Origin of the sequence: Gordonia sp. ABKF26 (assembly GCF_041103195.1) — a bacterium.
Lineage (GTDB): Bacteria > Actinomycetota > Actinomycetes > Mycobacteriales > Mycobacteriaceae > Gordonia > Gordonia terrae.
This window is the reverse complement of sequence record NZ_JBGCVZ010000003.1, coordinates 2,431,335-2,455,383: the sequence shown is the minus strand read 5'-3', so window position 1 is coordinate 2,455,383 and position 24,049 is coordinate 2,431,335. Positions and strand designations below refer to the sequence as shown.

Below are 24,049 nucleotides of genomic sequence, written 5' to 3'. Positions count from 1 at the left end.
CCCTTCGAGACGGCCCTCCGCAAGCTCCGGGCCTCCTCAGGGATCGGAGGGGCCGGCCCTCCGCAAGCTCCGGGCCTCCTCAAGGATCGGAGGGGCCGGCCCTCCGCAAGCTCCGGGCCTCCTCAGGGATCGGGGAAGTCCGTGAACCGCGACGAGGCGCTACCGTGGCAGCCGTGTCCGCGTCCACCGTCACCACCATCGAGTCCGACGACGTCGCCGCCGAGGTCCACCGTCCGGGCGCCCCGGGTCGGGCCACGTTCGTCCTCGCGCACGGCGCGGGCGGTAATCGCGACGCCGTGATCCTCCGCGCCCTGGCCGACGAGCTGTGCGACCGCGGGTTCGTCGTGGCCCGCATCGACCTGCCGTACCGGCGACGTCGCCCCAAGGGCCCGCCCAGCCCGTCGACCTCACCCGCCGACCGGGACGGGATCCGTGCGGCGTGTGCCATGTTCCGCGGCGAGTCCGACGGGCCGCTGTTCGTCGGCGGACACTCGTATGGTGGCCGGCAGGCCTCGATGGCCGTCGCCGACGACGGGCGGGCGCTGGCCGACGGGCTGCTGCTGACGTCCTATCCGCTGCATCCCCCCGGCAAACCCGACCGGCTGCGCACCGAGCACCTGCCGTCGATCACCGTGCCCACGCTCGTGGTTCACGGCAGCACCGACCCGTTCGGCACCACCGACGAGATGAGCCGCGCCATCGCTCTCATCGATGCGCCGACGCACATCGTCGAACTGGAGAAGGTCGGACACGACCTCAATCCGAAGCGGAAGCCGACCGCGTCGCTCACCGCCGACGCGGTACGCGACTTCCTGTTGCCCCTGTTCCCGGATACCGAGGAGACACACCAGTGACCAGCCGCGACGTCCGGCCCGATCTCCGGCCGACCGGCGACCTCGCCCGCACCATCAGCTACTCCCCCGACCTCGACGGCGACGCCGATCCGGGCGAGATCGTGTGGACCTGGGTCGCCTACGAGGACGATCCGAGCCAGGGGAAGGACCGGCCGGTACTGGTCGTCGGCCGCGACGCCCGTGCCGAACAGGCCGACACCGTGCTCGGCCTCATGCTGTCGAGCAAGGACCACCGGTCCGACGGCAATTGGCTTCCCGTGGGATCGGGCCCATGGGACTCCCAGGGCCGGCCCAGCTTCGTCCGCCTCGACCGCGTGCTCGTCGTCGACGATGACGGAATCCGCCGGGAGGGAGCGATTCTCGGTCGTCCGACATTCGATACGGTTGCGCACGAACTCCGCGAGCACTACGGCTGGCGCTGACCGGCCACCGAAACCTCAGGCAAGCCTGGTGATCTCGACGATGACGTCGAGATCGGTGGCGCCTCCGCCGGTGTAGATACCCTTCAGCGGCGACACATCGGCGTAGTCGCGCCCCACACCCACCGACACATGCTGTTCGGTGATCGGGGTGTCGTTGGTCGGGTCGTATCCCCACCATCCCCCCGTCCACGCCTCGATCCAGGCATGGCTCTGACCCTGCACCGTCTTGTCGATCTCGGCGTCGGGCTCGGGATGGAGGTAGCCGGACACGTAGCGCGCCGGGATACCGAGGCCGCGGAGCATCAGCAGGGTCAGATGCGCGTAGTCCTGACACACGCCCTTGCGGTCGGTCCACGCGTCGACAGCCGTGGTGTGCACACCCGTCGTACCGGGGACGTACTCCATCTCGGTGTGGATGAAGCGGCACACGGCCTCGACGGCCTCCTGGGGAGTCAGCCCCTTGGTGACCTTCTTCGCGGTCGAGAGCAGCGGCCGGTTGCGGGCCACATACGGTGTGTACGAGAGCATCTCGTCATACCGATCGATGACGTGATCGCTGTTGACGTCCTCCCACGACACCTGGTCCTCCTCGACGGGCCGGTGCCCGGCCTCGGTCTCGACGACCGACAGTCCCGAGACCTCGAGTTCGTGGTGCGGGGCATGCAGATCGAATGCGGTGACCGCCGTGCCCCAGTAATCCGTGTAGCGGTAGGACCTCGTCGCGGGGACGGTCTCGACGCGGTTCACGATGACGTTCTGCCTGGTGTCACTGCGGGGAGTGAGCCGGGCTTCGTTGTACGACGAGGTGACCGGGCTGTGGTAGGCGAAACCGGTGGAATGGACGACACGCAGGCGCCAGCTCACAGTTCACTCTCCTCGATGACGTGCGAGTCGCTGACCCGGGCGTCGGCCCACGAGACATAGGGCGACACATGGAAATACTGTTTCGTGACGGCTTCGTTCACGGCCTGGCAGGTGTCCTGCAGGTCGACGAGGCGGTCCTGCAGATCGTCGAGCAACTTCCCCGGCTCGAGGAACTCCAGCGAACTGCGCGCACGACCGAGGAGCAGTTGCGCCTCCGCCTGGGCGCCGACCCTGCTGGGCCCCTTCTCGAGCTGGCCCAGATTGTGCTCGGCGACGCTGAGCGCGTGGAAGATCGACCGCGGGAACAGTCGGTCGAGGAGCATGAACTCGACGATGTTCTCCGCGTCCAGGACACCGCGGTAGGTTCGCAGGTAGGTGTCGTGCCCGCCGGCGGACACGAGCACGTTGACCCATGCCGGCGACGACGTCCGATCACCGGCGCGGGACAACAACATCCGGATCGTCATGTCGACCCGCTCCACCGACCGACCCAGCAACAGGTACCGGTAGCCGTCGTCGTGGCTGAGGGTCGCATCGGCGAGGCCGGCGAACATCGCCGCCCGGTTCTTCACATACGAGAGGAACTCGTGCGGACCGAGACGACGTGACCGGCGCTCGGCGGCGTCGAGCCCGTTGTAGGTGGTGTTCAAGCACTCCCACAACTCGCTCGAGGTGACCTCGCGTGCGCCGCGGGCATTCTCCCGCGCCGCGCGGATGAGGTCGACGATCGATCCCACCGCATCGGCGTCGTAGGCGACGCGCTCGGTCAGCGACCAGACATCGAGTTCGTCGTCGTCCTCCGGCGCCGTGAGACCGAGCACCTGGATGATCAGTCGCGCCTGCCGGTCGACGTCGACCGTGGTGTCCTCGAGGATCTGGTGGATCGCGACGTCGAGGATTCGCGCCATGTCATCGGCGCGCTCGACGTACCTGCCGATCCAGTAGAGCGACTCCGCGTTCCGCGCCAGCATCATCGGACGTCACCGCCCTGCCGCTGCGACATCGTGCCGGACCGGGTTGCCCTGCCGGGCAGAGACATCGAATCCAGTTGCTGCGTCATGTCACCCAGCTGCTGGGTCATCGAACCCTGCTGTTGCTGCTGGGTCTGCGTGTGTACCGGATCGGGGGCACTCTCGGCGGGGCGGGCGGCGGCGACGCCGCTCGTCGTGACGACTTTCGCACCCGACAGCTCGCGATCCCCCTCCGAGGTGCGCGAGGCGAGCACCCAGGTGTCCTTGGAACCGCCGCCCTGGCTGGAGTTCACGACCAGCGATCCCTCGGGAAGCGCGACCCGGGTGAGGCCGCCGGGCAGGACCCACACGGACTCACCATCGTTGACCGCGAACGGACGCAGGTCGACGTGGCGCGGACGGATGTCGTCGCCGATCTTGGTCGGCACCGTCGACAGCTGCACCACCGGCTGCGCGATCCACCCGCGCGGGTCGTTGCGGACCTTGCGTGCCAGGGCGTCCAGTTCGGCCCCGGTCGCGTCGGGTCCGAAGACGATGCCGTATCCACCCGACCCCTCAACGGGTTTGACGACGAGTTCGTCGATGCGGTCGAGCACCTCTTCGCACTCGTCGGGCAGCCAGCAGCGCAACGTGTCCACGTTCTGCAGGCTCGGCTTCTCGCCGAGGTAGTACTGGATGATCTCCGGGACGTAGGTGTAGATCAGCTTGTCGTCGCCGACGCCGTTGCCGACGGCGCTGGAGATCACGACGTTGCCCGCGCGGGCCGCGTTGAGCAGGCCGGCCACACCGAGCATCGAATCCGGGCGGAACTGCATGGGGTCGAGGTAGTCGTCGTCGATGCGTCGGTAGATGACGTCGACCCGCTGCTCGCCCTCGGTGGTGCGCATGTACACGACGTTGTCGCGGCAGAAGAGGTCTCGACCCTCCACCAGCTCGACGCCCATCAGCCGCGCCAGCAGCGAGTGCTCGAAGTAGGCGGAGTTGGCCACGCCGGGGGTGAGCACGACGATGTTCGGGTCGGCCTCGTTGAACGCTGCCGATGCACGCAGGGCGCGGAGCAGGTGACTCGGATAGTCGGCGACCGCACGGACCTTGTGCTTGGAGAACAGGTCCGGGAACACGCGCGCCATGGCCCGCCGGTTCTCGAGCACATAGGACACGCCCGACGGCGACCGCAGGTTGTCCTCGAGGACGCGGAAGTCACCGTTCTCGTCGCGGATGAGGTCGATACCCGCGACGTGGATGCGAACACCGTTGGGCGGGCGGATGTTTGCGGCCTGCCGGTGAAAGTGCTCGCAGGAGTGGACGAGCCGCTTGGGCAACACCCCGTCGCGCAGGATCTCCTGCTCGCCGTAGATGTCGTCGAGGAAGAGTTCGAGGGCCTGCACGCGCTGGGTGATGCCGGCCTCGAGCTTGTTCCATTCCGCCGCCGAGATCACCCGCGGCACAACATCCAACGGGAACGGACGCTCCTTGCCCGAGAGCGAGAACGTCACCCCCTGGTCGAGGTAGGCGCGCCCGAGTGCTTCCACCCGGGCCTCGACGAGGTCGGACTGATCCTCGTCGGCCATCGCCTTGTAGATGCCGCGGTAGGGCGTGCGCACCTCGCCGGCGGCGTCGAACATCTCGTCATAAGCCTTGCCGTACGGGCCTTTTGCGTACCCGCCGAAGTTGCCGGTGAAGTTGTCCCCGGACGCGTTGTCGCCCGCACCCTTCGACGATCGGCCGCCGGAACCAGAACCCTTGGTCGAGCCGGATCGTCCGGCGGCCGGCCGCCCGGACGAGGTGGACGACGCCGCTTTCGCGGCTGCGGACTTACGCGCCGCCTTCTTGGCTGGCGCACTTGTCGATGCGGGGGTCATAAACTGCCATGGTGCTACAGAATGTCGAAATCGGCAGGACGTCGACCGGCCGTGTCACCGTCGAAGCCGGACCGCCGTCCGGCGCGCGTCGATCACGATGATCGACGCGCGGCGATCACCCGCCGCTTGACCCTGCGCAACACATTCGCCGCTCGCGTCCGCGCACGCGGACCCACCTTGGGCAGCGGCGCCGCGAGCACCATCGCCGCGATGGTGTCGAGCGCGACGTCGAGCACCTCGCCGTCCGAGGGCGACGGTACGTCGCCGGCGTCGTGCTTTGGCGACACCACCAGATCGTCGAGATCGCCGGCGACGTCGTAACCGGCCGCACGGACCGCCGCGACCATCCGCCGCGACTCCCCCGCCGCCCATTCCCGACTCTTGTCCGAGAGCCCCTGCGGCGGACCGGAGGGCGCCTCGAACAGGATCTCCCCGATCAGCTGTCCCTTGATGATCCGCTCGTACCGGCGCCATTCGATGGTCTCGGGCTGCAGGCGGCGGTTGAGGCCGCGCAGGAACTCGGCCTGCGGTGCGGACAGCGAACTGTTCAGGCTGGGGACGGGAATGCGTAGCGGGGTGGGGTCGATGTCCATCACCCGCAGGAACCGATCCCACAACGTGTCACCCCGCGCGGCCCCACGCCCTGGCACGGTGACGACGTGTACGCGCTCGGGTCCGACGAATCGCGACCAGCGTTCCAGGATGCCGATGTAGTCCTGGAACTCCCAGAACGGTTCCTCGTCCATGTCGGCGGCCGGGGATTCGAGCGCGACGGGCCCATCGTTGCGGCGCCCCTCGGATGCGAACGCCACCGAGTCGACGAACTCGTCGAACGACGCCCGGCGCTGGTTCTTGACGTTTTCCTGCCAGACCGACGGGAGCTGACGGCCCAGGTCCCGCACGGTCGCGATCACATGCACCTCGTCGGCGAAGGACAGATCGGCCATCAGCCGCTCGATCTGCTCGACGGTCGCGGTGCTGTAGAGCTCGTGCGAGAGCAGCGACGTCTGCGGCCAGGCCCGGATCTGACCGAGCAGCTTCGGCCAGGTGCTCGCGAACGCGGGATCGACCCAGTCGAGGTAGCGGTCCGGCTGCAGGTGCACCGCGGCATGGAAGTGATCGGAGATCACGTTGCCCGGATACAACAGCCCGGACGACTGCAATGCCAGGTCTCGGTTTCGCCAGAGGCGATCCTGGAGGTGGGTGGTCCCGGTCTTGGGAAGGCCGATGTGCACATAAACGACGGACATGATGAGTCCACCGTAGACTTGAACTCACGATGATTCTTATTGCCCGGCGTGGCGGCCGGGTGTGTCTTCGGCGCGGATTTTGGCGGGCCGAACCCGACTGGTAATGTTGTGCGCTGTTGCGGTGACGCCGCGGAGATCCTCCGCGCGCCGACGCCGCCAGGTGCGAGTTCGGCCCCCGCGGCCGACCGCCCGACCCGAACAGACAGACATATCCACCAGCAACGACAGAGGTAACACGCGTGGCAAACATCAAGTCTCAGATCAAGCGCAATCGCACCAACGAAGCGAACCGCCAGCGCAACCAGTCGGTGAAGTCGGCCCTTCGTACCGCGATCCGCAGCTTCCGTGAGGCTGTCGAGTCCGGCGACAAGGCGAAGGCTGCCGAGCTCGGCCAGACCGCCAGCCGCAAGCTCGACAAGGCTGCCAGCAAGGGCGTCATCCACGCCAACCAGGCCGCCAACAAAAAGTCGGCCATCGCCCTCGCGGTCAACAAGCTCTGATCTGACACCGACCCCGGTCGGTCCGACGGTTCGTCCGTCGCCACATCTTCATACCTTCGCTCACCCCGGCAGCATCCACGCGGTTGCCGGGGTGAGCGGCGTTTCTCAGCCCTCCACCGGGCGAGCCAGCCCTTGCTGGTCGAGGCGCCCATGTCGCCCCACTGCTGGTTGAGCCGGCCCCGAGCGGAGCCGCCGGGCCGAGCAAGCGACGAAGGAGCGCGTCGAGGTCGAGGCGCCCACACTCCGCTGGTTGAGCCGGCCCCGAGCGGAGCCGCCGGGCCGAGCAAGCGACGAAGGAGCGCGTCGAGGTCGAGGCGCCGAGTGAAGCCACTCCCCGCGCCCACCTCTCGGAGTCGACCGAACGACGGTCAGCTCCGTCGGCGCCCGTCGGGCCGGAGTTCCGCGACGGTCGCGACCGCGTGGGTGAGGCTGTAATCGGGGTCGGCCGCCTGCCCCTTCACGTCGGCGTTGAGCGCGGCGACCACGCCGACCGCCCGGGCGATCGACTCCGAATCCCACGCCTTGGCCTTCGCCTGGACGTTCTTGACCCGGTTGGGCGGCATGCCGAGCTCTCGGGCCGCATCGAAGTGGTTGATCGATCCCATCGGCCGGATGCGGGCGATCGCGTGCACGGCCTCGGCGAGTGCGTCGGCGAGCAGCACCCTCGGCACCCCGTGGTGCAGAGCCCAGGCCAGCGACTCCAGCGCACCCGCCCGATCGCCCGTCACCGCGCGGTCGGCCACCTCGAAACCGGTCACCTCGGGACGGCCCTGGTAGTACAGCCGCACGGTCTCGCGGTCCACCTTTCCGCCGGTGTCGGCGACGAGTTGCGCACACGCGGCCGCCAGTTCACGCAGTTCCGAGCCGACGCCTTCGACGACCTGCTCGACGACGTCCGCGCCGACCTTGACACCCAGCGCACGGAATTCGTTGCGCACGAACGTCATCCGCTCCGACGGCCACTTTGGGGCCGTGGTCTCGTGCTCGACGGCGCCGGCCTTCTTGAGCGCCGGGACCATCGACTTTGCCCGCCCGCCGCCGTGGTGCACGACCATCAGCGTGATGCCCTCGGGCAGTGACGACGCCGTGGCGGCGATCAGTGCGGCCGGCTCCTTGCCCGCCTCGGCGGCCGCCTCGACGACGACGATCCGCTCCTCGGCGAACAGCGACGGGCTGAGCAGTTCGGCGAGTTCGTGTTCGCTGACATCGCCGGCACGCACCCGCGTCACCGGGACAGGCGTTCCCGCCGCCTTCGACGCCGCGTCGGCCACCGCCGAGATCACCCGGCCGGTGAGGAAGTCGTCGTCTCCGAGCAACAGGTGCAGGCGTTCGGTCACGGCGACAATGGTGCCAGACGAACACGACACGGTCGCCGGACCGCCGCCCGGTCAATCGAATACGACAAAGTGGACAGGGCCTGTGGGCGAGTGAATCGGGTTGATCGCGGGTCGTTACGGTGAGCTTCTGCCAGAGGTCCACCGACAATCCAGGAGTCGCACGCGTGACTGTCGAGCACCCCGGCACCCACACGGGTGCCGACACCGACGAGGGATACCAACGCGGACTCACCGCCCGCACCGTGCAGATGATCGCCATCGGCGGAGCGATCGGCACCGGACTGTTCTACGGAGCGGGTGGTGCCATCGAGAAGGCGGGACCGGCACTCATCCTGGCGTACGCGCTCGCGGGACTCGCGATCTTCATCGTGATGCGCGCTCTCGGCGAACTCCTCATCTACCGGCCGATCTCCGGGGGCATCAGTGAGTACGCCGACGAGTTCCTCGGCCGCTTCGCCGGGTTCAGCCAGGGCTGGACCTACTGGGCCGTGTGGACGACGACGTGCATGGCCGAGATCACCGTGGCGGGCAAGTACATCAACTACTGGTGGCCCTCGGTTCCGGTGTGGGTCACCGCGCTCATCGCGCTCATCGTGCTGTTCGGCGCGAACCTGATCTCCGTCGGGGTGTTCGGTCGCGCGGAATTCTGGTTCTCCGCCATCAAGGTCACCGCCATCCTCGGCATGATCATCGTCGGCATCGGCGTGTTGCTCCCGATCGCGGGGCTCGGACCCGAGACCGGGCCGTCGGTGACGAATCTGTGGAACGACGGCGGGTTCTTCGCGACCGGCTTCAGCAACGCGCTGCTGAGCCTGCAGATCGTCATGTTCGCCTATGTCGGCGTCGAGCTCGTCGGCGTGACCGCCGGCGAGGCGCAGAACCCGCGCGTCACCCTGCGCAAGGCCATCAACACCGTGCCGTTCCGGATCGGCATCTTCTACGTCGGCTCGCTGCTGGTGATCCTCTCGGTCCGCAGCTGGAAGGACTTCCAGGCCGGCGAGAGCCCCTTCGTCTCGGTGTTCTCCTACATCGGCATCCCGGGCGCGGCTGGCATCGTCAACTTCATCCTGCTCACCGCCGCCCTCTCGTCGTGCAACTCCGGCATCTACTCCACCGGACGCATGCTGCGCTCCCTCGCCCACACCGGCGACGCCCCGCGTCAGCTGACCCGGCTGTCCAACCGCAAGGTCCCCGCCGCGGGCATCACATTGAGCGCCGCGGTCATGGCGATCGGCGTCGTGGTGAACGTCATCGATCCCGTGCACGCCTTCGCCTACATCACCGCGGTGTCGACGGTCGGCATCATCGTGATCTGGTCGACGATCCTGATCTGCCAGATGGTCTACCGCCGCAAGGTCGCACGCGGCGAACTGCCTCGCTCGGACTACCGGGTCCCCGGCGCGCCGGTGACCACCTGGCTCGCACTCGCCTTCCTCGTGCTCGTGTTCGTCCTGCTGTTCTTCGACCGCGACGGTCGGATCGCGCTCATCGTCGGGGCGGTCTGGTTCAGCGCCGTCGGCATCGGCTACCTGGTGTGGAACCGCACCGCGGGCGAGCTCGCCGACCGCGAGGTCTGACGGCGACCCGGCTCACGCGAACGGGGACCATACGTCCACACTCGCCCAGCTCACCCCGCCGAGGGTGCGGGCACAGGAGACCATCCACCACAGCTCGGGCGCGAGGGCACGCACCAGCAGTTCACCCGTGAACGCGCCGGGTCCGTCGGGCGGTCCGATCGCCCCGATGAGTGCGGCGAGGGTTCCGACCACGCTGATCACCGCGACGACCGGCGCGACGAGAAGGTTCGCCACGATCCCCACTACCGAGAACGTGCCGGTCACCGCGACCACGATCGGAGCCGTGACCACCTGCGCGGTCACCGCCATCGCGACGACCTCGGCGACTCCGGTCGGGCACCGCCACTCGCGTAGCCGGTCACGGAGCCGCGGGGCCCACAGCACGATGGCGCCGGTGGCGGCCACCGACAGCGCGAACCCCGGCTGCAACGCCAGTTCGGGCCACCACAACAGGCCGCCGATGACCGCCGCACCCAACGCCGGGACGGCTTGTGCCCGACGAGAGGCGGCGAGCGCCAGTACCCCGACGGCACCCATCAGGGCGGCCCGCAGCACACTCGGCGACGGACGCACGAGCACCACGAACCCGAGAATCACCAACAGCCCGATGATCGCGGCCGCCCGTGGCGGCACGCCCACACTGCGGACCACGAGAAGCGCTGCGCCGCAGACGATCGCGAAATTGCTGCCACTCACCGCGGTGAGGTGACTGAGTCCCGCGGCGCGGAAGTCGTCACGCAGGCCGTCGTCGAGGGAACTCTCGTCGCCGAGCACGAGCCCGGGCAGGAGTCCGGCCGCATCCTCGTCGAGTCCCCGCGCAGCCAGCGTCTGCAGCCGCTCGCGGATCGCGCCGGCCACCTGCTGATACCCGGGCGGCGAGCCCACCGGACGCGGCCCCTGCGCCGTCAGCGTCGCGACGAGGAGGGAGTGTGCGGGCGGGGGACGTACCCGGACGATCGCGACGACCCGTTGGCCGGGCAGCAGTCCCGACCATTCGTCGACATCACCCATCAGGTCGGCGGCGGCCGCCCGAACGCGGGTGGATGCGATCTGCTCCACCTCCACCCGGACCCGGACCCGTCCGGCGGACGGTTGTCCGATGACCGTGGGGTCGCCGCGCACGGCGAGCACGACCGTCGCCTTGCCGGTCGTCGTCGCCAGCGGATGATCGGCGCGGGCCTCTTGACGGAGCGTCAGCGACGTCGCGCACACGGCCGCGAGTCCGGCGACCACGACGACGAGACCGATCACATTCCATCCGATCCGGCCGGTGAGACAGACCAGGGTGCCGGCGAGAGCAGCCGCGCCCGAACAGATCGCGAACCCGAGCGTGTAGCCGGTCGGCACCACCAGTCCGAGCGCCGTCACCGTCCACACCGCTGCCGCCGGCACCAGCAGGCGGTAGTCCACCGGTCAGACCGTCACGAGATCGCGCAGCCTGGCCAGCCGCGCCGGCCCGATCCCGTCGACCTCGGCGAGTTGGTCGACGGAGGTGAAGCGTCCGTTCCGTTCCCGCCACGCCAGGATGGCCTTCGCGGTCACCGGTCCGACCCCGGGCAGCTCGTCCAGATCGGCCTCGGTGGCGGTGTTGAGGTTCACCAGCCCACCCGAGGCCGGCGGACTTCCCGAACCACCGGCGGACGGACCGGGCCCCGTCGGCGCTGCACCGGCGGGCGGCGATGGCGCACCGGCAGCTCCGACGACGGCACTGCGCAACGACATCTGCCCCTCCCCGCCCGCGTAGCCGACGAGGATCTGATCACCGTCCCGGAGCACCTGTGCGAGGTTCAGCGAGAGCAGATCGGCGTCCTTGCGCACCCCACCCGCACGGTCGATCGCCTCGGCGACCCGCGCCCCCGGGGCAAGACGGACCAGCCCCGGTTGGTGCACGAGCCCTACGACACTCACGATCATCTGCGTCGGCGTCGGCGCGGTCGGCGCGGCCGGCGGTGACGAATCCGGTGCCCGCGAGCTGCCCGCCACCGCACCGAAATCCACGACCGGTGCCGACTCGGCCCCGCGGAACAACCCGAAGGCCGCCACCGCGCAGGCGACGACACCGACCGCTATCAGCGCGAGAGCGGCCGGTGGTGCAACGGCGAAGCGGCGTCGAGGGAACGGATCGTCATCGTCCTCTTCGTCGTCGGTGCCGACGACGTCATCGGGTTCCGTCCGCCGGCGCGGCGTCCGCACCGGCGGGGTGTCGAGCCAGGTCGGCATCCCGCCGATCCCCCACCCGGGATGATCGGGTTCCTCGGCCGGGCCGACCGGATCATCGGTCTCCGACGCGCGCGAGGGGGAATCCGGCACGATTTCTGCTGTGCCGCTTCGGCGGTCCGGCAGCTCGGCGACCGGCGCCAGCCGGTCCAGCGGGTTCGGCCGTCCTGATGCGCTCATGAGGCCACACGCTAGGTCCTGTCACCACCACTGCTACGCGTGTGGAGATTCCGGCACCGCGATCTGTGGACGGACACGCCGAGTTGTGGATGGCGCGACCACCACGGGCCGGCCGATCTCAGTGTTCCTCGAGGCCCTCGATCGGATCGAGATGCGCGGCGAGCACGACGCCCACCGCGCCGGGGCCGACGTGCGTGCCGAGGATGGGGCCGAGGTCGACGATCAGTTCGGAGGTGACCACCCTCAGCTTGGCGTGGACGGCGGCCCGGAGTTCCTCGGCGACATCGGGACTCTGACAGTGCTGGATGCCGACCGTGACGGCGCGGCCACCGGCGGAGTCGGCGGCGGCGTCGACCATCTTGTCGAGCGCCTTGGAGAACGTACGATGCCGCTCTTTGAGCGTCAGGGTGCCGTCCACCATGTGCAGGATCGGTTTGATCGACAGCGCCGACCCGAACAGCTTGCCCGCCGCGCTGATGCGGCCGCTGGCCCGCAGGTTGTCGAGTTGCTGCACACACAACAGCGAGTCGACCGTCGCGGCCTGCCGGATCGCGGACTCGTACACCCGGTCGCGGTCGGCGCCGTCCGCGGCCGCCTGGGCGGCCGCGATGGCAGTGAAACCGACTGCGAGACCGACAGATCGGGAGTCGACGACGCGCACCTGTCCGGAGAACTTCTCCGCGGCCAACCGAGCCGAACTCCAGGTCCCCGACAGTCGGCGGGACATGTGGACGGCGACGACCCCGGCGCCCTCGCTCGCCTCGAGCGCGGCGTCGAAGTGCTCGGACAAGTCGTTGGGGTTCGCGCCGGAGGTGGTCACACCCGGCGTCGTCACGATGTCGGCGGGAATGTCGTCCACGCCCTCGCGGTAGTCCTTGTCGTCGACCGTGATGTGCAGCGGGACCTGCCGGATCCCGTAGTTCTCGGTCACCGACCGCGGCAGTCGGGACGAGGAGTCTGTGACGACGACGACAGGCACGCGTCTACGTTAACGGGTTCACGCACCGAGCTCACACGGGCGTCGGTGTCGACCCCCCGGCGTCACGGTCGGCGCGCTGGCGGACCGCCTCGACGACCGGGGCGACCAGGTCGGCGATCCCTCGGTGGCACGCGAAACCCCAGTGGATTCCGTCCGGGTTCATCTCGACGGCCGGGTCGTCGAACGAATCCCGGGTGACCGGGTAGAAATCGACGCACGACAGACCGTGACTCGACGCCCACCGGGACATCGCCGCGGTCGTCGGGATCCGGCCGGCGTGGACGTTGCCGTAGTACGGGCTCCGGTGGGTGGGCGGCAGGCACACCACGATCGGCAGATCCGGACGCAGCTGGGAGAGAGCCGCCCGGATCTTCTCGAGGTACTCGATCGTGACGCGCGGCGGCAACGCGAGCGGCCAGCCGAGGTGCGAGCCCCGCGGCTGGATCCAGCCGTAGGCCGCACGGATCCGCTGCCGCAGCCCATTCGGACGGATGTACCGGATCTGCTCCCGAAACGCCGTGGGCAGGGGCGACGGCAAGGTGTCCATCCCGCCGAATGCGAGGACCACGACCTCGGCGCGGGGCACGGTGGCCCAGATGTTCGGATCCTGGGTGAGCGCCCACCAGACGTCCCGACTCGTCCACCCGATCCGGCCGAACAGTCGGACCGGCGCACCGGTCGCCGCCCCCACGAGGGTCGGCCAGATACGGGGGTCGTCGGCCGGCAGGCCGCCCTGCGGACCGTAATAGGCCAGCGAGTCGGACAGCACCAGCACGCACCGCTCACGCGTGTCGGCAGGGGCCGACGGAGCCGGACCACCGGCGGTCGTCCCGCTCATCGCAGGACCGGAGTTCACTGCACCGCCGGGTCGGAGTCCTCGGCGGACGCGTTCCACACGTCCAGTCGCCACCGCGGCAGTTCACCCGGCATGCCGTGACCCGACAGCTGCACCCAACTGGTGTTCGCGAGACCCCCGAATGCGGGCCAGTTCTCGACCGGCAGACCGAGGAGTGCCGCCGTCATCGCGGCGATGACGCCGCCGTGGGCCACCAGCACCACCGGCGCTTCCGGATTGTCGCCGACACCCCACTCCGGCAGCTGCTCGATCAGCTCGTCGACCAGCGGGGTGGATCGTCGGGCGACGTCGACGCGACTCTCCCCGCCCGGCGGTGTCCAGGTCGCGTCGTCACGCCAGATCGCCCGGGCCCCCGGCATCACGGCATCGACGTCCAGATGGGTCAGACCCTGCCACTCGCCCAGATGTGTCTCGCGCAGCCGGACATCGGTGGTCACCGGCAACCCGGTCCGCTGTGCCAGCGCCTCGGCGGTGTCACGCGCCCGCCGCAGATCCGACGACCAGATCACCACGGGCTGCCGCTTGGCGAGCTCCACCGCCGCCGAATTGGCCTGCCGCACGCCGAGATCGGACAGATCGGTGTCGAGCTGACCCTGCATCCGACTGGCCGCGTTGTATTCGGTCTGCCCGTGCCGCAACAGGATCAGGCGTCGGACCACCGGGGTGAGACGTTCGACCGCGGTGTCGTGTGAATCCGGACCGCCACTCACGACAGCCCGTCCACCTCGACCACCGGACAGTCCTTCCAGAGGCTCTCGAGGGCATAGAAGCGCCGCTCGTCGGTGTGCTGGATGTGCACCACGATGTCGGCGTAGTCGAGAAGTGCCCAGCGCCCCTCGCGCGTGCCCTCACGCCGCAGCGGCTTGTGACCGGCCTCCCGCAGTTTCTCCTCGACCTCGTCGACGATGGAATTCACCTGGCGCTCGTTGTCCGCGGACGCGATGACGAAGGCGTCGGTGATCACCAACTGCTCCGACACGTCGATCACGGTCACCTCGTGGGCGAGCTTCTCTGCCGCGGCCAGAGCGGCCACCTTGGCCATCTCCAACGCTTCAGCTGACGCAGTCACACTTGTCTCCTCATTCGCTCACGGCCTGTTCGCCCACGGCCCGGTCGGATCCATCGGCATCGTCCGTCGACTCTCCTGGCCGGGATGTGCCGGCCGGGACCTTTTCGGGGCGGTTGGCCCCCGGCAGGGCCGGGGCGGACACGCCGGGCGACGACGCCCGAGGCGCACGATACAGCTTTCGCTTGGCGATGTACTGGACGACGCCGTCGGGCACCAGGTACCAGACGGGCCGCCCCAGCGATGCGCGCGTCCGACATTCGGTGGACGAGATGGCCAGAGCCGGGATCTCGAGCAGGTGGAGGGTGTCGGCGGGCATGGCCTCGAGATGGTGCGCCAGATGGGTGGCATCGAGTTCGTAACCCGGTCGGCTGACTCCCACGAAGCGGGCCAGCCCGAACAATTCCTCCCAGTCCTGCCACGACAGGATCGATTCGAGCGCATCGGCACCGGTGATGAAGAACAGCTCGGCGTCCGGGAGCAGCGCCCGCAGGTCACGGAGGGTGTCCACGGTGTAGGTGTCCCCGTCGCGATCGATGTCGACGCGACTGACGCTGAACTGGGGATTCGACGCGGTGGCGATGACCGTCATGAGGTACCGGTCCTCCGGGGGACTCACCGTCTCCTGCTCGCCGATCTTCTGCCACGGACGGCCGGTCGGGACGAAGATGACCTCGTCCAGCGAGAACCGGTGGGCGACCTCACTGGCCGCGACCAGGTGCCCGTTGTGGATCGGGTCGAACGTGCCGCCCATCACGCCGATGCGGCGCGCACGTGGGCGGTCGGGTGACATGGACGCTCAGTCTACGCGTCGGGTGCTGATCGGAGACGGCGGCGCCGGTCAGATCGGCAGCAGATCGGCGATGACCGTGCCCAATTGCGTGGCGTTGCGGCATTCGAACATGTCGATGACATCGGCGTAGTCGGTCGCGGCCGAGTCCCCCGTGCCCCAGTGCTGCTTGGCCTCCGGATTCAGCCAATAGGCGTGTCTGGCACGGTCGACCAGCTCGGCCAGCGCATCGGCATGCGGGTCGTGATAATTGTTCCGGCCGTCCCCGAGGATGAGCAGCGCACCCCGGTGGGTCAGCGAATCGCCGTAGTCGGCGACGAATCCGGCCAGCATGTTGCCGTAATCGGAGTGCCCGTCGCGGGTGGAGATCCGCGCGGTGGAGATCATGTGGTGCATCGCCGCGCCGAAGTCCTCCTCGCCGTGGTCGAAATAGTCCGTCACCTCGTCGACGGTGTCGACGAACGCGAACACCCGGACCTTCGAGAACTGTTGGCGCAGTGCGTACACGAGCCGGAGCGTGAACTGACTGAATCCGGCGACCGATCCCGACACGTCGCAGATGATGATGAGCTCGGGGCGCCCGGGCCGCGGCTTGCGGTGACTGAGTTCGATGGGCACGCCGCCGGTGGACATCGACGCGCGCAACGTCTTCCGGACATCGACCGCACCCCGATGGGCCCGACGACGCCGGGTCTCGAGCTTCGCGGCCAGCAACCTGGCCAACGGTTCGATGGTCTTGCGGATCTCGACCTGCTCCTTGGCGCCCGCCGAGAGGAAGTTCACGTTCTCCGGCAACGGCGGCACCGCGTAGGCGCCGACCTTCTCGCGGCCGTTGCGGTCGGCCATACGCCGCTGGGTCTCCCGCTCGATCGCCGCACGCAAGTCGCTGGCCTTCTGGCGGGCCGCCTGCCGGTACAGCGGCTCGGTGCCGGCTCGCCCGCCGTCGTCGCCGCCCGAATCACCGGCCATCGCGGCGGCGATCTTGGCGATCAGCGTCTGCGGACTGACGGCCGTGATGGCCTGATAGGCCGAGAACGCCTCGCCCCGAGTCGATCCGTACCGACCCAGCTCGTCGACGATCATCGCGATGGCCTGGTCCAGCCGGCCGTCGTTGGCCGAGGCGTCGTCGGCGAGCATCTCCGCCAGCGCGTCCCGGACCGCGTCGACGTCGAGTTCGCCGTCGGGCGTACGCGGGAGATCCTCGGTGACGGTGCGCATTCCGGCACCGACCGGGAACCACAGGTCGAAGACCCGGTCGAACACCCCGCGATGAGCATGGTCGACGAGCAGTGTCGTCGCCAGACCCTCCCGCAGTCGAGGGCGTTCGAGGAGATCGAGGACCTCCATCGCACTCGCCGCGTCGATCAGCGCCGACGGCCCGACCACGATCCCGCGTCGGCGAAGCTCATCGACGAAATCGGTGAGGTGCGCGACGAGCGGAGCCGTCATCAGCCCAGCTTGAGTTCTTTGAGGGCCGTCTTGAGGTCCGGGCGGTGCTTGAGCACCACTCCCAGTGTTCGAGCGATGAGCCCGTCGTCGAATCCGCCGCCGCTCTTGGCCGTCGCCTTCTCGCCCGCCCCCAGAGCCAGCAGCGTGTTGGCCCAGTCGATGGTCTCGGCCACCGACGGCTTCTTGCGGATGTCCAGAGTGCGCAGGACGCCGACGATTCGCACCAGCTCGGCGCTGAGCGAGTCCGACAGGTTCGGCACGCGCGAGGCGAGGATCTCCTTCTCGCGCTCGGCATCCGGGAAGTCGATGTAGAGGTAGAGGCAGCGGCGCTTGAGCGCCTCGGACAGCTCGCGGGTCGCGTTGGACGTGAGCAACACGATCGGACGCCGTTGCGCAGCAACGGTTCCCATCTCCGGAATGGTGATGGCGAAGTCGCTGAGCACTTCCAGCAACAGGCCTTCCATGTCGACGTCGGCCTTGTCGACCTCGTCGATGAGGAGCACGGTTGCGCCCTCCCGCGAGATCGCCTTCAGCAGCGGCCGCGGCAGCAGGAACTCGTCGGAGAAGATGTCGGCCTTGGCCTCATCCCACGCACGGTCACCGGTCGCCTGGATGTGCAGGATCTGCTTGGCGTGGTTCCACTCGTACAGGGCTCGGGCCTCGTCGATGCCCTCGTAGCACTGCAACCGGATGAGTTCGGCATCCGTCGCCGCGGCGATGGACCGGGCCAATTCGGTCTTGCCGACACCCGCGGGGCCTTCGACCAGCAGCGGCTTGCCGAGCCGATCGGCCAGGAACGTCGACGTCGCGGTGGCGTCGTCGGCGAGATAGCCCGTGGCCCGCAGACGTCCGACGACGTCGTCGACCCCCTCGAACGACGGCACGACGGCCGGTCCCGAACCCGTGTACTGAGCGGTCCCCGTACCCGGGGTGTCGGCGCTCATCAGGCGGGCCGCACGTGGCCGTTGCCCCAGACCACCCATTTGGTCGAGGTCAGTTCCGGGAGACCCATCGGGCCCCGGGCGTGGAGTTTCTGAGTGGAGATGCCGATCTCGGCACCGAAGCCGAACTGCTCGCCGTCGGTGAAGGCCGTGGAGGCGTTCACCATCACCGCAGCGGCGTCCACGCGTCGCGTGAACTCGTCGGCGGCCGACAGGTCCGTGGTGATGATCGCCTCGGTGTGGCCGGTCCCGTAGGTGTCGATGTGGGCGACCGCGGCGTCCAGGTCGTCGACGACCTTCATCGCGATGTCCATCGACAGGTACTCCATGGACCAGTCGTCCTCGGTGGCCGGCTCCATACCCGGCTCGTCGCCGTGGATGACCACCCCCTGCGTCTGTAGCACCGAGGTGATGCGCGGAAGCGCCTCGGCGGCAACAGCCTTGTCGATGAGCACGGTCTCGGCGGTGTTGCAGACACTGGGCCTGCGGGTCTTGGAGTTGAGGATGACCCGCGCCGCGACGTCGAGGTCGGCGAGCGCATGGACGTAGACATGGCAGTTGCCGACGCCGGTCTCGATCGTCGGCACGGTCGCGTTGGACACCACGGCGTCGATGAGTCCGGCGCCCCCGCGCGGAATGACCACGTCGACGAGTCCGCGCGCCCGGATGAGCGCGGTGACACTGGCGCGATCCTCGCTGGGCACCAGCGACACCGCGTCCGCGCTGACCCCCTTGGACGACAGGGTCTCCCGCAGCACGCGAACGAGTTCGGCATTCGACGACGCCGCCGACGACGAGCCGCGCAGGAGTACCGCGTTGCCGGATTTGAAGGAGATCCCGAAGGCGTCGACGGTGACATTGGGCCGCGCCTCGTAGACGATTCCCACGACGCCGAGGGGGACCCTGAGCTGGCGGAGCTGAAGACCGTTGGGCAGGGTCTTGCCCGCCACCACCTCGCCGATCGGGTCCGGGAGCACGGCGACCTGTCGCAGTCCGTCGGCGATGCCCGCCACGCGGGACTCGTCGAGCCGCAGGCGGTCGAGCAGGCTCACCTCGATGTCGGCTTCTTCGGCACGGGCGATGTCCTCGGCGTTGGCGGCGAGGATGGTCTCCGTCGCCGCCTCGACGGCGTCGGCCGCCGCGAGGAGGACCTCGTTCTTGGCGGCGGTCGTCAGGCCACCCAGCGAGCGGGACGCCGACTTGGCGGCCCGGGCGAGCCCGAGGACGGCTTTCTCGATGTCCGACTTCTCGCCGGCGGCCTTCTCGGTGCCGGGCCCGCGTCCGGCGACGGACTGTTCTGCGGTGGGTGCGCTCATCAACATCCTCGACTTCGCGGTGGTTCACGGGCCGGGACGCCCGGGAAAGTGCCGTCCTCAGAGTAGCCCCGACGGTCGGGGGACCCGACGAGAGAGGCCCGCACTGCGTCCTCAGGCGAGGGCGAGAAACAGCTTCTCGAGTTCGGCCTCGGTCAACGGCGGTTGCTCACCGTCAACGGTCTCGATGCACTGGCGCATTCCCGACGCCACGATCTTGAAGCCGGCGCGGTCGAGCGCCCGCGACACCGCGGCGAGCTGGGTGACGACATCCTTGCAGTCACGGCCCGCCTCGATCATCGCGATCACGCCTGCGAGCTGCCCCTGGGCTCGTCGCAGCCGGTTGAGCACTGCGCTCATCGCTTCTTCGCCGACAGCGATGTGCGGCTTCTCGTCAACGGCCATGGAGGCTCCCTCCGGGTTCGGGCACGACCGGTGTCCGGTCGTGCAGATTTCTTGACGGACGATACCCCCTTGGGTATGTTGGCCACCAGAGACGATACCCCCAGGGGTATACAAGAAGGGAACATCATGGCTTCGACCAGCGCCTCGTCAGACGAGGCGGTTGTCACTGATCCGGCGACTTCCCCCGGCCCGCTCGGCCGGTGGGGCGCGGCGATGGCCGGGCACGCGCGGTGGGTGTTCGGTGTGTGGCTCCTCCTGCTGGTGATCCTCGGAGCGACGGCACCGTCGGTGTTCTCCTCGCTCGCCGGGGCGGGCTGGCAGGCAAACGGATCGGAGTCCGTGCGGGTCCGCGAGCTGGCCCAGCAGCACTTCGGCGGAAACTCCTCGGCTGCGGTGCAGGTGGTCGTCCACTCCGAGCGCGACACGGTCGACAGTCCCGCGGTTGACGAGGTGGTCGCGAAGATCAGCGCGATCGCCGCCTCGGATGACCGCTTCGCGCAGGTCCTCCCGCCACAGCCGGGACTGTCGATCAGCCCCGACGGCCACACCGGAATCGTCATCTTGGGTGCCGCCGCCGACACCGACGAGATGGTGCGCGCCGTCGACGAGCACAAGGACGAGCTGACCGACCTGTCCGATGACGGCGTCGAGGTCTATCCGACCGGGGCGTCGGCGTTGTGGAGCGACTTCAACAAGGCCAACCACGACGCGATGATCAAGGCCGAACTGTTCTCCTGGCCGGTCACGTTGACGATCATGGTTCTCGCGTTCGGGTCGCTCGTCGCGGCCGGGCTCCCCCTGCTGCTGACCATCGCCGGGCTCGTCGCGTCCGCGGGCGGACTCGTCCTGCTCAACCAGGTCACCCCGATCTCGGTGTGGGCGATCAACTTCGCCATGATGTTCGCCCTCGCCCTGGGCATCGACTACGCACTGTTCATCGTGTCGCGCTTCCGCGACGCCATCCGCGGCCACGGCGACAACATGCGTGCCGCGGTCGCCGAGACCATGGACACCTCAGGAAAAGCAGTGTTGCTCTCCGGCATCACCGTCTTGGTGAGCCTGTCGGCCGTGCTGCTGGTTCCCGCACCCGCGGTGCGAACGATGGCCGTGGGCATCATGCTCGCCGTCGTGTTCGTCCTGGCCGCCACCCTGACACTGCTGCCCGCCGCACTGGGCAAGCTCGGCGATGGGGTCAACGCGGTCTCGATGCCATACGCGCGCCGCCAGCAGCACCGATCTCCGTTGTTCGCCCGCTGGGGCGGCTTCCTGCACCGCCACCCGTGGACGATTGCCGCCGGCTCTCTGGGCGTGCTCATCGCTCTCGCGATCCCGGTCTTCGGGCTGAAGGTCGCGATGCCCTCCATCAATGTCGTCCCGGCCGATGCCCCCGTCCGCCAGGGCTACGAACTCGTGCAGTCGCAGATGGGCGAGGGCGCACCGGGGATGTTGCAGATCGTCGCACCCGTCGACGAGGCGCAGCCGACCGCCGCGGTCGCGGCACAGTCCCCGGGCATCGAGATGGTCACTCCCCCGATGCCGGCCGCGGATGGCTCGGGATACGTTCTCATGCAGGCTCTTCCGGCGGTTGATCCGTCCGATGAGCAGTTGGCCACGATCGTCGGCGACCTGCGTGACGCATTGCCCGGAGGCGCTCTGGTCGGCGGCGCGCCCACCGAGAACCTCGACCTACAGCAGGCGCTGAACGACTACCTCCCTCTCGTCGTCTCCGTCATCCTCATCCTCGGTTTCCTCCTGCTCCTGGTGTCACTGCAAGCACCGCTGATCGCACTCATCGGCACCGTGGTGAGCCTGCTGTCCACCGCTGCGGCGTTCGGCGTCGCGAAACTGGTCTTCCAGGACGGCCACCTCGCCGACCTACTGGGTTTCACCCCGCAGGGCTTCCTCGACGGATGGGGCCCGGTGTTCTTCTTCGCCATGATCTTCGCGATCGCGATGGACTACACCGTCTTCCTGCTCGCCACGGCCAAGGAGCATTACGAGCGCTCCGACGACCCGGCGCAGGCCCAGATCGACGGGATGGCCCACTCCGGCCGCATCATCTTCGCGGCGGCCGCGGTCATGGTGGCGGTGTTCTTCACCTTCGCCCTGGCCGAACCGCTCCCCCCGAAGGAGATGGGGATCATCCTGGGCGTGGCGGTCCTGCTCGACGCCATCCTGATCCGGCTCACGCTCCTGCCGGCGCTGTTGCGCATCACCGGCCGGGCGGCGTGGTGGACGCCGTCCTGGTTGCGTCGAGTCCTGCCCGCCATCACCTTCTCGCATTGACTTCGCCCGAAACGGGTACACATCGACCCGAAATGGTCGACAACGAAAGGAATCACAATGTCACTCGCATTGGCCACGACGCTGCAGCTCCCGTTCGAGGAGGCCGTCGCGCGCACCCGCGCCGCCCTCGCCGACCAGGGGTTCGGCGTCCTCACCGAGATCGACGTCAAGGCGACGCTCAAGACGAAACTCGACGAAGACATGGAGCCGTATCTCATCCTGGGCGCCTGCAATCCGCCGCTCGCACACCGCGCGCTCGGCGTCCAGCGGCAGATCGGGTTGTTGTTGCCCTGCAACGTCGTCGTCCGGTCCGATCCCGACGATCCGAACCAGACCCTCGTCGAGGCGATGAACCCCGACCTCATGGTGCAGGTCTCGGACGAACCGGACCTCGAGCCGGTCGCGCGCGACGCCGCGGAGAAGTTGGGCGCCGCGATCGATGCCCTGTCATCGCAGCGGTGAGCACACCGTCCGACTTCGAGATCCTGGAGTCCTCATGACCCACTTCGACTTTCACTTCGACCCCGTGTGCCCCTTCGCCTGGGCGGCCTCCAGGTGGCTCATCGACCGGGCCGACGCGCACCATGCCTCCATCACCTGGCACGTGATGAGCCTGGCAATCCTGAACGAGGATCAGGAGCCGGACTCCGCCGAGCAGCGCCGGCAACTCGACACCTCACGGCGACTCGGACGTGTGCTGACCGCCGCCGCCGAGGAGTCCGGTGCCGAGGTGCTCGAGCCCCTGTACTCGGCGATCGGCCGACGACTCCACCACCGCGGCGACCAGATGACCCCCGCGGTCGTCGCCGAGACCCTGTCCGAGGTGGGGCTTGGTCCGGGGCCGGCCGAGGCCATGGATGACGCATCGTTCGACGAGGCGCTGCGCGCATCGCATCAGCGCGGCCAGGATGCGTTGGGCGAGGCCGGCGGCAGCCCCATCACCGGCATCGACGGGCGCCACTTCTTCGGTCCCGTACTCTCTGCCGTCCCGGCCGGCGACGAGGCCGAGGCGCTCTTCACCGCACTCGTCACACTCGGCGGTGCATCGACCTTCGCGCAGTTCAAGCGTCCGACCGGGGGGCCGCCGACCTTCTCGTCGTGAGGCTCGGTGGCCGCGGGCGGGAGAGCGGTCACCCACTATCCCCCGCACCGCAAAGCCTCCGAGAGGACGCGCCGCGACGGTTCGTCGATGGCCAATCCGTAGGCTGCTGTGATCATCACGAACTGGATCGCGTACTGACACCAGAATCCGGTCGCGGGCGGCATCCAGCGGGCCGGTTCGGAGTCGCTCTTGTCCTGATTCGAGTGCCCGTCGACCGCAACGAGATTGGCCGGATCATTGGCGAAGTCCAGCCTCCTGGCGGCTGTCCACGACCATGCGCCCATGTCCCATGCATAGGACAGCGGGACGATGTGGTCGATCTGCACCGCGGACGCGCTCCGGTCCCGTCGGAAGACGACGAAGTCACCGGTGTACGGACTCCGCAGTTCGCCGGCGAGAACCGCACGCGGGCAACTCGACACCGGACCAGCGCTGACATCGCGCAGATCGCGCGCGAGGACGTCGTTGCGCGTATCGCATCCGTTGCCGCTCCCAGGTACGGACGCGGCGTCGGACCAGGCACTGCCGAACGCCGACCGGTCGTAGTCCTCGCGATCGGTGCGTCCGGCCGAGACCGGTATCGCCGCCAGCGATACCGCCGCCTCGCCGGCCATCGTCCGTATCCCCGGGCCGATGGCGGGGCCGGCCCGGTGTCCGTCGACGCCGACCGCGACCGCCACTGCCGTGACGACGGCAGCGATGAGCATCGCCCACCGGCGCGCCGGCCAGGACGGTGTGTCCCGCGGGGTCCAGAGCATCCATCGCAACCGCATGCACATACGCCGGAGAGTCGGCGAACGCCGCCGAGCATCGCGCACCACCATGCAT

Annotated in this window: 24 protein-coding genes; 7 read left to right on the top strand and 17 right to left on the bottom strand. The window is 68.7% G+C overall.

Translation table 11 applies throughout. The features are described 5' to 3' along the window. The first annotated feature begins 164 nt into the window (after positions 1-164). Together AB4Z55_RS11470 and AB4Z55_RS11465 are read left to right on the top strand one after the other, a co-directional pair. Positions 165-854 (top strand): alpha/beta fold hydrolase, encoded by a 690-nt coding sequence (locus tag AB4Z55_RS11470; RefSeq protein ID WP_369519739.1) that lies wholly within the window; start codon positions 165-167, stop codon positions 852-854. Continuing rightward, a complete protein-coding gene (locus AB4Z55_RS11465) occupies positions 851-1,276 on the top strand; it encodes a type II toxin-antitoxin system PemK/MazF family toxin (protein WP_101819367.1) in 426 nt (141 codons plus the stop codon). The genes AB4Z55_RS11470 and AB4Z55_RS11465 overlap by 4 nt, the downstream gene beginning before the upstream one ends. A 15-nt stretch (positions 1,277-1,291) precedes the next feature. Here AB4Z55_RS11465 and AB4Z55_RS11460 read toward each other — a convergent pair whose 3' ends face one another. The 4 genes from AB4Z55_RS11460 to AB4Z55_RS11445 all read right to left on the bottom strand — a co-directional run bounded on the left by AB4Z55_RS11460 (position 1,292) and on the right by AB4Z55_RS11445 (position 6,223). Continuing rightward, positions 1,292-2,140 carry a transglutaminase domain-containing protein gene (locus AB4Z55_RS11460; RefSeq protein WP_369519738.1) on the bottom strand — a complete coding sequence of 283 codons (849 nt, stop codon included), beginning with the start codon at positions 2,138-2,140 and terminating at the stop codon, positions 1,292-1,294. Continuing rightward, the gene (locus AB4Z55_RS11455; RefSeq protein ID WP_004023068.1) at positions 2,137-3,114 is read right to left on the bottom strand and encodes an alpha-E domain-containing protein; all 978 of its coding nucleotides are present in this window, start codon (positions 3,112-3,114) and stop codon (positions 2,137-2,139) included. The genes AB4Z55_RS11460 and AB4Z55_RS11455 overlap by 4 nt, the downstream gene beginning before the upstream one ends. After that, positions 3,111-4,973, bottom strand: a complete 1,863-nt coding sequence (locus tag AB4Z55_RS11450; RefSeq protein WP_004023070.1) for a circularly permuted type 2 ATP-grasp protein — start codon at positions 4,971-4,973, stop codon at positions 3,111-3,113. The genes AB4Z55_RS11455 and AB4Z55_RS11450 overlap by 4 nt, the downstream gene beginning before the upstream one ends. 92 nt (positions 4,974-5,065) lie before the next feature. Continuing rightward, positions 5,066-6,223 carry a sulfotransferase family protein gene (locus AB4Z55_RS11445; RefSeq protein ID WP_239402501.1) on the bottom strand — a complete coding sequence of 386 codons (1,158 nt, stop codon included), beginning with the start codon at positions 6,221-6,223 and terminating at the stop codon, positions 5,066-5,068. A 239-nt stretch (positions 6,224-6,462) separates the two neighbouring features. Between AB4Z55_RS11445 and rpsT the strand changes: the two genes are divergently transcribed. Beyond that, positions 6,463-6,723 carry a 30S ribosomal protein S20 gene (rpsT, locus tag AB4Z55_RS11440; RefSeq protein ID WP_004023072.1) on the top strand — a complete coding sequence of 87 codons (261 nt, stop codon included), beginning with the start codon at positions 6,463-6,465 and terminating at the stop codon, positions 6,721-6,723. Between the two features lie 368 nt (positions 6,724-7,091). Here rpsT and holA read toward each other — a convergent pair whose 3' ends face one another. Next, entirely contained in the window at positions 7,092-8,060 is a 969-nt protein-coding gene (gene holA / locus AB4Z55_RS11435) for a DNA polymerase III subunit delta (protein WP_369519737.1), read from the bottom strand. A gap of 164 nt (positions 8,061-8,224) precedes the next feature. Between holA and AB4Z55_RS11430 the strand changes: the two genes are divergently transcribed. Then, a complete protein-coding gene (locus AB4Z55_RS11430) occupies positions 8,225-9,637 on the top strand; it encodes an amino acid permease (RefSeq protein WP_004023074.1) in 1,413 nt (470 codons plus the stop codon). Between the two features lie 12 nt (positions 9,638-9,649). Here AB4Z55_RS11430 and AB4Z55_RS11425 read toward each other — a convergent pair whose 3' ends face one another. The 11 genes from AB4Z55_RS11425 to AB4Z55_RS11375 form a co-directional block, all read right to left on the bottom strand. Further along, positions 9,650-11,047 (bottom strand): ComEC/Rec2 family competence protein, encoded by a 1,398-nt coding sequence (locus AB4Z55_RS11425; RefSeq protein ID WP_239402503.1) that lies wholly within the window; start codon positions 11,045-11,047, stop codon positions 9,650-9,652. A gap of 3 nt (positions 11,048-11,050) precedes the next feature. Further along, complete coding sequence (locus tag AB4Z55_RS11420; RefSeq protein WP_248643038.1) at positions 11,051-12,034, bottom strand: ComEA family DNA-binding protein; 984 nt, start codon at positions 12,032-12,034, stop codon at positions 11,051-11,053. A gap of 118 nt (positions 12,035-12,152) precedes the next feature. After that, on the bottom strand, positions 12,153-13,013 hold the full coding sequence (locus tag AB4Z55_RS11415; RefSeq protein ID WP_004023077.1) for a DegV family protein: 861 nt from the start codon (positions 13,011-13,013) through the stop codon (positions 12,153-12,155). 31 nt (positions 13,014-13,044) lie between these two features. Next, complete coding sequence (octT, locus tag AB4Z55_RS11410) at positions 13,045-13,851, bottom strand: diglucosylglycerate octanoyltransferase (RefSeq protein WP_239402505.1); 807 nt, start codon at positions 13,849-13,851, stop codon at positions 13,045-13,047. Between the two features lie 14 nt (positions 13,852-13,865). Next, positions 13,866-14,579 (bottom strand): histidine phosphatase family protein, encoded by a 714-nt coding sequence (locus AB4Z55_RS11405; RefSeq protein WP_064570625.1) that lies wholly within the window; start codon positions 14,577-14,579, stop codon positions 13,866-13,868. Further along, positions 14,576-14,938, bottom strand: a complete 363-nt coding sequence (gene rsfS / locus AB4Z55_RS11400; RefSeq protein WP_004023080.1) for a ribosome silencing factor — start codon at positions 14,936-14,938, stop codon at positions 14,576-14,578. The genes AB4Z55_RS11405 and rsfS overlap by 4 nt, the downstream gene beginning before the upstream one ends. A gap of 10 nt (positions 14,939-14,948) precedes the next feature. Further along, positions 14,949-15,728, bottom strand: a complete 780-nt coding sequence (gene nadD, locus AB4Z55_RS11395) for a nicotinate-nucleotide adenylyltransferase (protein ID WP_239402506.1) — start codon at positions 15,726-15,728, stop codon at positions 14,949-14,951. A gap of 48 nt (positions 15,729-15,776) precedes the next feature. Next, entirely contained in the window at positions 15,777-17,174 is a 1,398-nt protein-coding gene (locus tag AB4Z55_RS11390) for a VWA domain-containing protein (protein WP_354562125.1), read from the bottom strand. Continuing rightward, entirely contained in the window at positions 17,174-18,118 is a 945-nt protein-coding gene (locus tag AB4Z55_RS11385; protein WP_051987154.1) for a MoxR family ATPase, read from the bottom strand. Before AB4Z55_RS11385 ends, AB4Z55_RS11390 begins: the two co-directional genes overlap by 1 nt. After that, entirely contained in the window at positions 18,118-19,431 is a 1,314-nt protein-coding gene (locus tag AB4Z55_RS11380; protein ID WP_369519736.1) for a glutamate-5-semialdehyde dehydrogenase, read from the bottom strand. Before AB4Z55_RS11380 ends, AB4Z55_RS11385 begins: the two co-directional genes overlap by 1 nt. Positions 19,432-19,542: 111 nt before the next feature. After that, on the bottom strand, positions 19,543-19,833 hold the full coding sequence (locus AB4Z55_RS11375) for a metal-sensitive transcriptional regulator (RefSeq protein WP_239402508.1): 291 nt from the start codon (positions 19,831-19,833) through the stop codon (positions 19,543-19,545). Between the two features lie 126 nt (positions 19,834-19,959). On the opposite strand from AB4Z55_RS11375, the gene AB4Z55_RS11370 reads away from it, so the two are divergent. The 3 genes from AB4Z55_RS11370 to AB4Z55_RS11360 are packed head-to-tail and all read left to right on the top strand — an operon-like array spanning position 19,960 to position 23,221. Continuing rightward, positions 19,960-22,119: an MMPL family transporter gene (locus tag AB4Z55_RS11370; protein ID WP_369519735.1), complete on the top strand. Its 2,160-nt coding sequence runs from the start codon at positions 19,960-19,962 to the stop codon at positions 22,117-22,119. Positions 22,120-22,176: 57 nt separating this feature from the next. Then, positions 22,177-22,581: a DUF302 domain-containing protein gene (locus AB4Z55_RS11365; RefSeq protein ID WP_004023087.1), complete on the top strand. Its 405-nt coding sequence runs from the start codon at positions 22,177-22,179 to the stop codon at positions 22,579-22,581. Between the two features lie 34 nt (positions 22,582-22,615). Continuing rightward, positions 22,616-23,221, top strand: a complete 606-nt coding sequence (locus AB4Z55_RS11360) for a DsbA family protein (protein WP_239402510.1) — start codon at positions 22,616-22,618, stop codon at positions 23,219-23,221. Between the two features lie 35 nt (positions 23,222-23,256). Here the strand turns inward: AB4Z55_RS11360 and AB4Z55_RS11355 are convergent, their stop codons facing one another. Continuing rightward, on the bottom strand, positions 23,257-24,045 hold the full coding sequence (locus AB4Z55_RS11355; protein ID WP_369519734.1) for an HNH endonuclease family protein: 789 nt from the start codon (positions 24,043-24,045) through the stop codon (positions 23,257-23,259). Positions 24,046-24,049: the final 4 nt, after the last annotated feature.

What these genes read in the sequence shown, in the direction of transcription:
- AB4Z55_RS11365 (WP_004023087.1), top strand. Translation starts at nt 22,177, where the DNA reads ATGTCACTCGCATTGGCCACGACGCTGCAGCTCCCGTTCGAGGAGGCC.
- AB4Z55_RS11370 (WP_369519735.1), top strand. Translation starts at nt 19,960, where the DNA reads ATGGCTTCGACCAGCGCCTCGTCAGACGAGGCGGTTGTCACTGATCCG.
- nadD (WP_239402506.1), bottom strand. Translation starts at nt 15,728, where the DNA reads ATGTCACCCGACCGCCCACGTGCGCGCCGCATCGGCGTGATGGGCGGC.
- AB4Z55_RS11375 (WP_239402508.1), bottom strand. Translation starts at nt 19,833, where the DNA reads ATGGCCGTTGACGAGAAGCCGCACATCGCTGTCGGCGAAGAAGCGATG.
- AB4Z55_RS11455 (WP_004023068.1), bottom strand. Translation starts at nt 3,114, where the DNA reads ATGATGCTGGCGCGGAACGCGGAGTCGCTCTACTGGATCGGCAGGTAC.
- AB4Z55_RS11420 (WP_248643038.1), bottom strand. Translation starts at nt 12,034, where the DNA reads ATGAGCGCATCAGGACGGCCGAACCCGCTGGACCGGCTGGCGCCGGTC.
- AB4Z55_RS11355 (WP_369519734.1), bottom strand. Translation starts at nt 24,045, where the DNA reads ATGGTGGTGCGCGATGCTCGGCGGCGTTCGCCGACTCTCCGGCGTATG.
- AB4Z55_RS11380 (WP_369519736.1), bottom strand. Translation starts at nt 19,431, where the DNA reads ATGAGCGCACCCACCGCAGAACAGTCCGTCGCCGGACGCGGGCCCGGC.
- AB4Z55_RS11445 (WP_239402501.1), bottom strand. Translation starts at nt 6,223, where the DNA reads ATGTCCGTCGTTTATGTGCACATCGGCCTTCCCAAGACCGGGACCACC.
- octT (WP_239402505.1), bottom strand. Translation starts at nt 13,851, where the DNA reads ATGAGCGGGACGACCGCCGGTGGTCCGGCTCCGTCGGCCCCTGCCGAC.
- AB4Z55_RS11450 (WP_004023070.1), bottom strand. Translation starts at nt 4,973, where the DNA reads ATGACCCCCGCATCGACAAGTGCGCCAGCCAAGAAGGCGGCGCGTAAG.
- AB4Z55_RS11385 (WP_051987154.1), bottom strand. Translation starts at nt 18,118, where the DNA reads ATGAGCGCCGACACCCCGGGTACGGGGACCGCTCAGTACACGGGTTCG.
- AB4Z55_RS11390 (WP_354562125.1), bottom strand. Translation starts at nt 17,174, where the DNA reads ATGACGGCTCCGCTCGTCGCGCACCTCACCGATTTCGTCGATGAGCTT.
- AB4Z55_RS11360 (WP_239402510.1), top strand. Translation starts at nt 22,616, where the DNA reads ATGACCCACTTCGACTTTCACTTCGACCCCGTGTGCCCCTTCGCCTGG.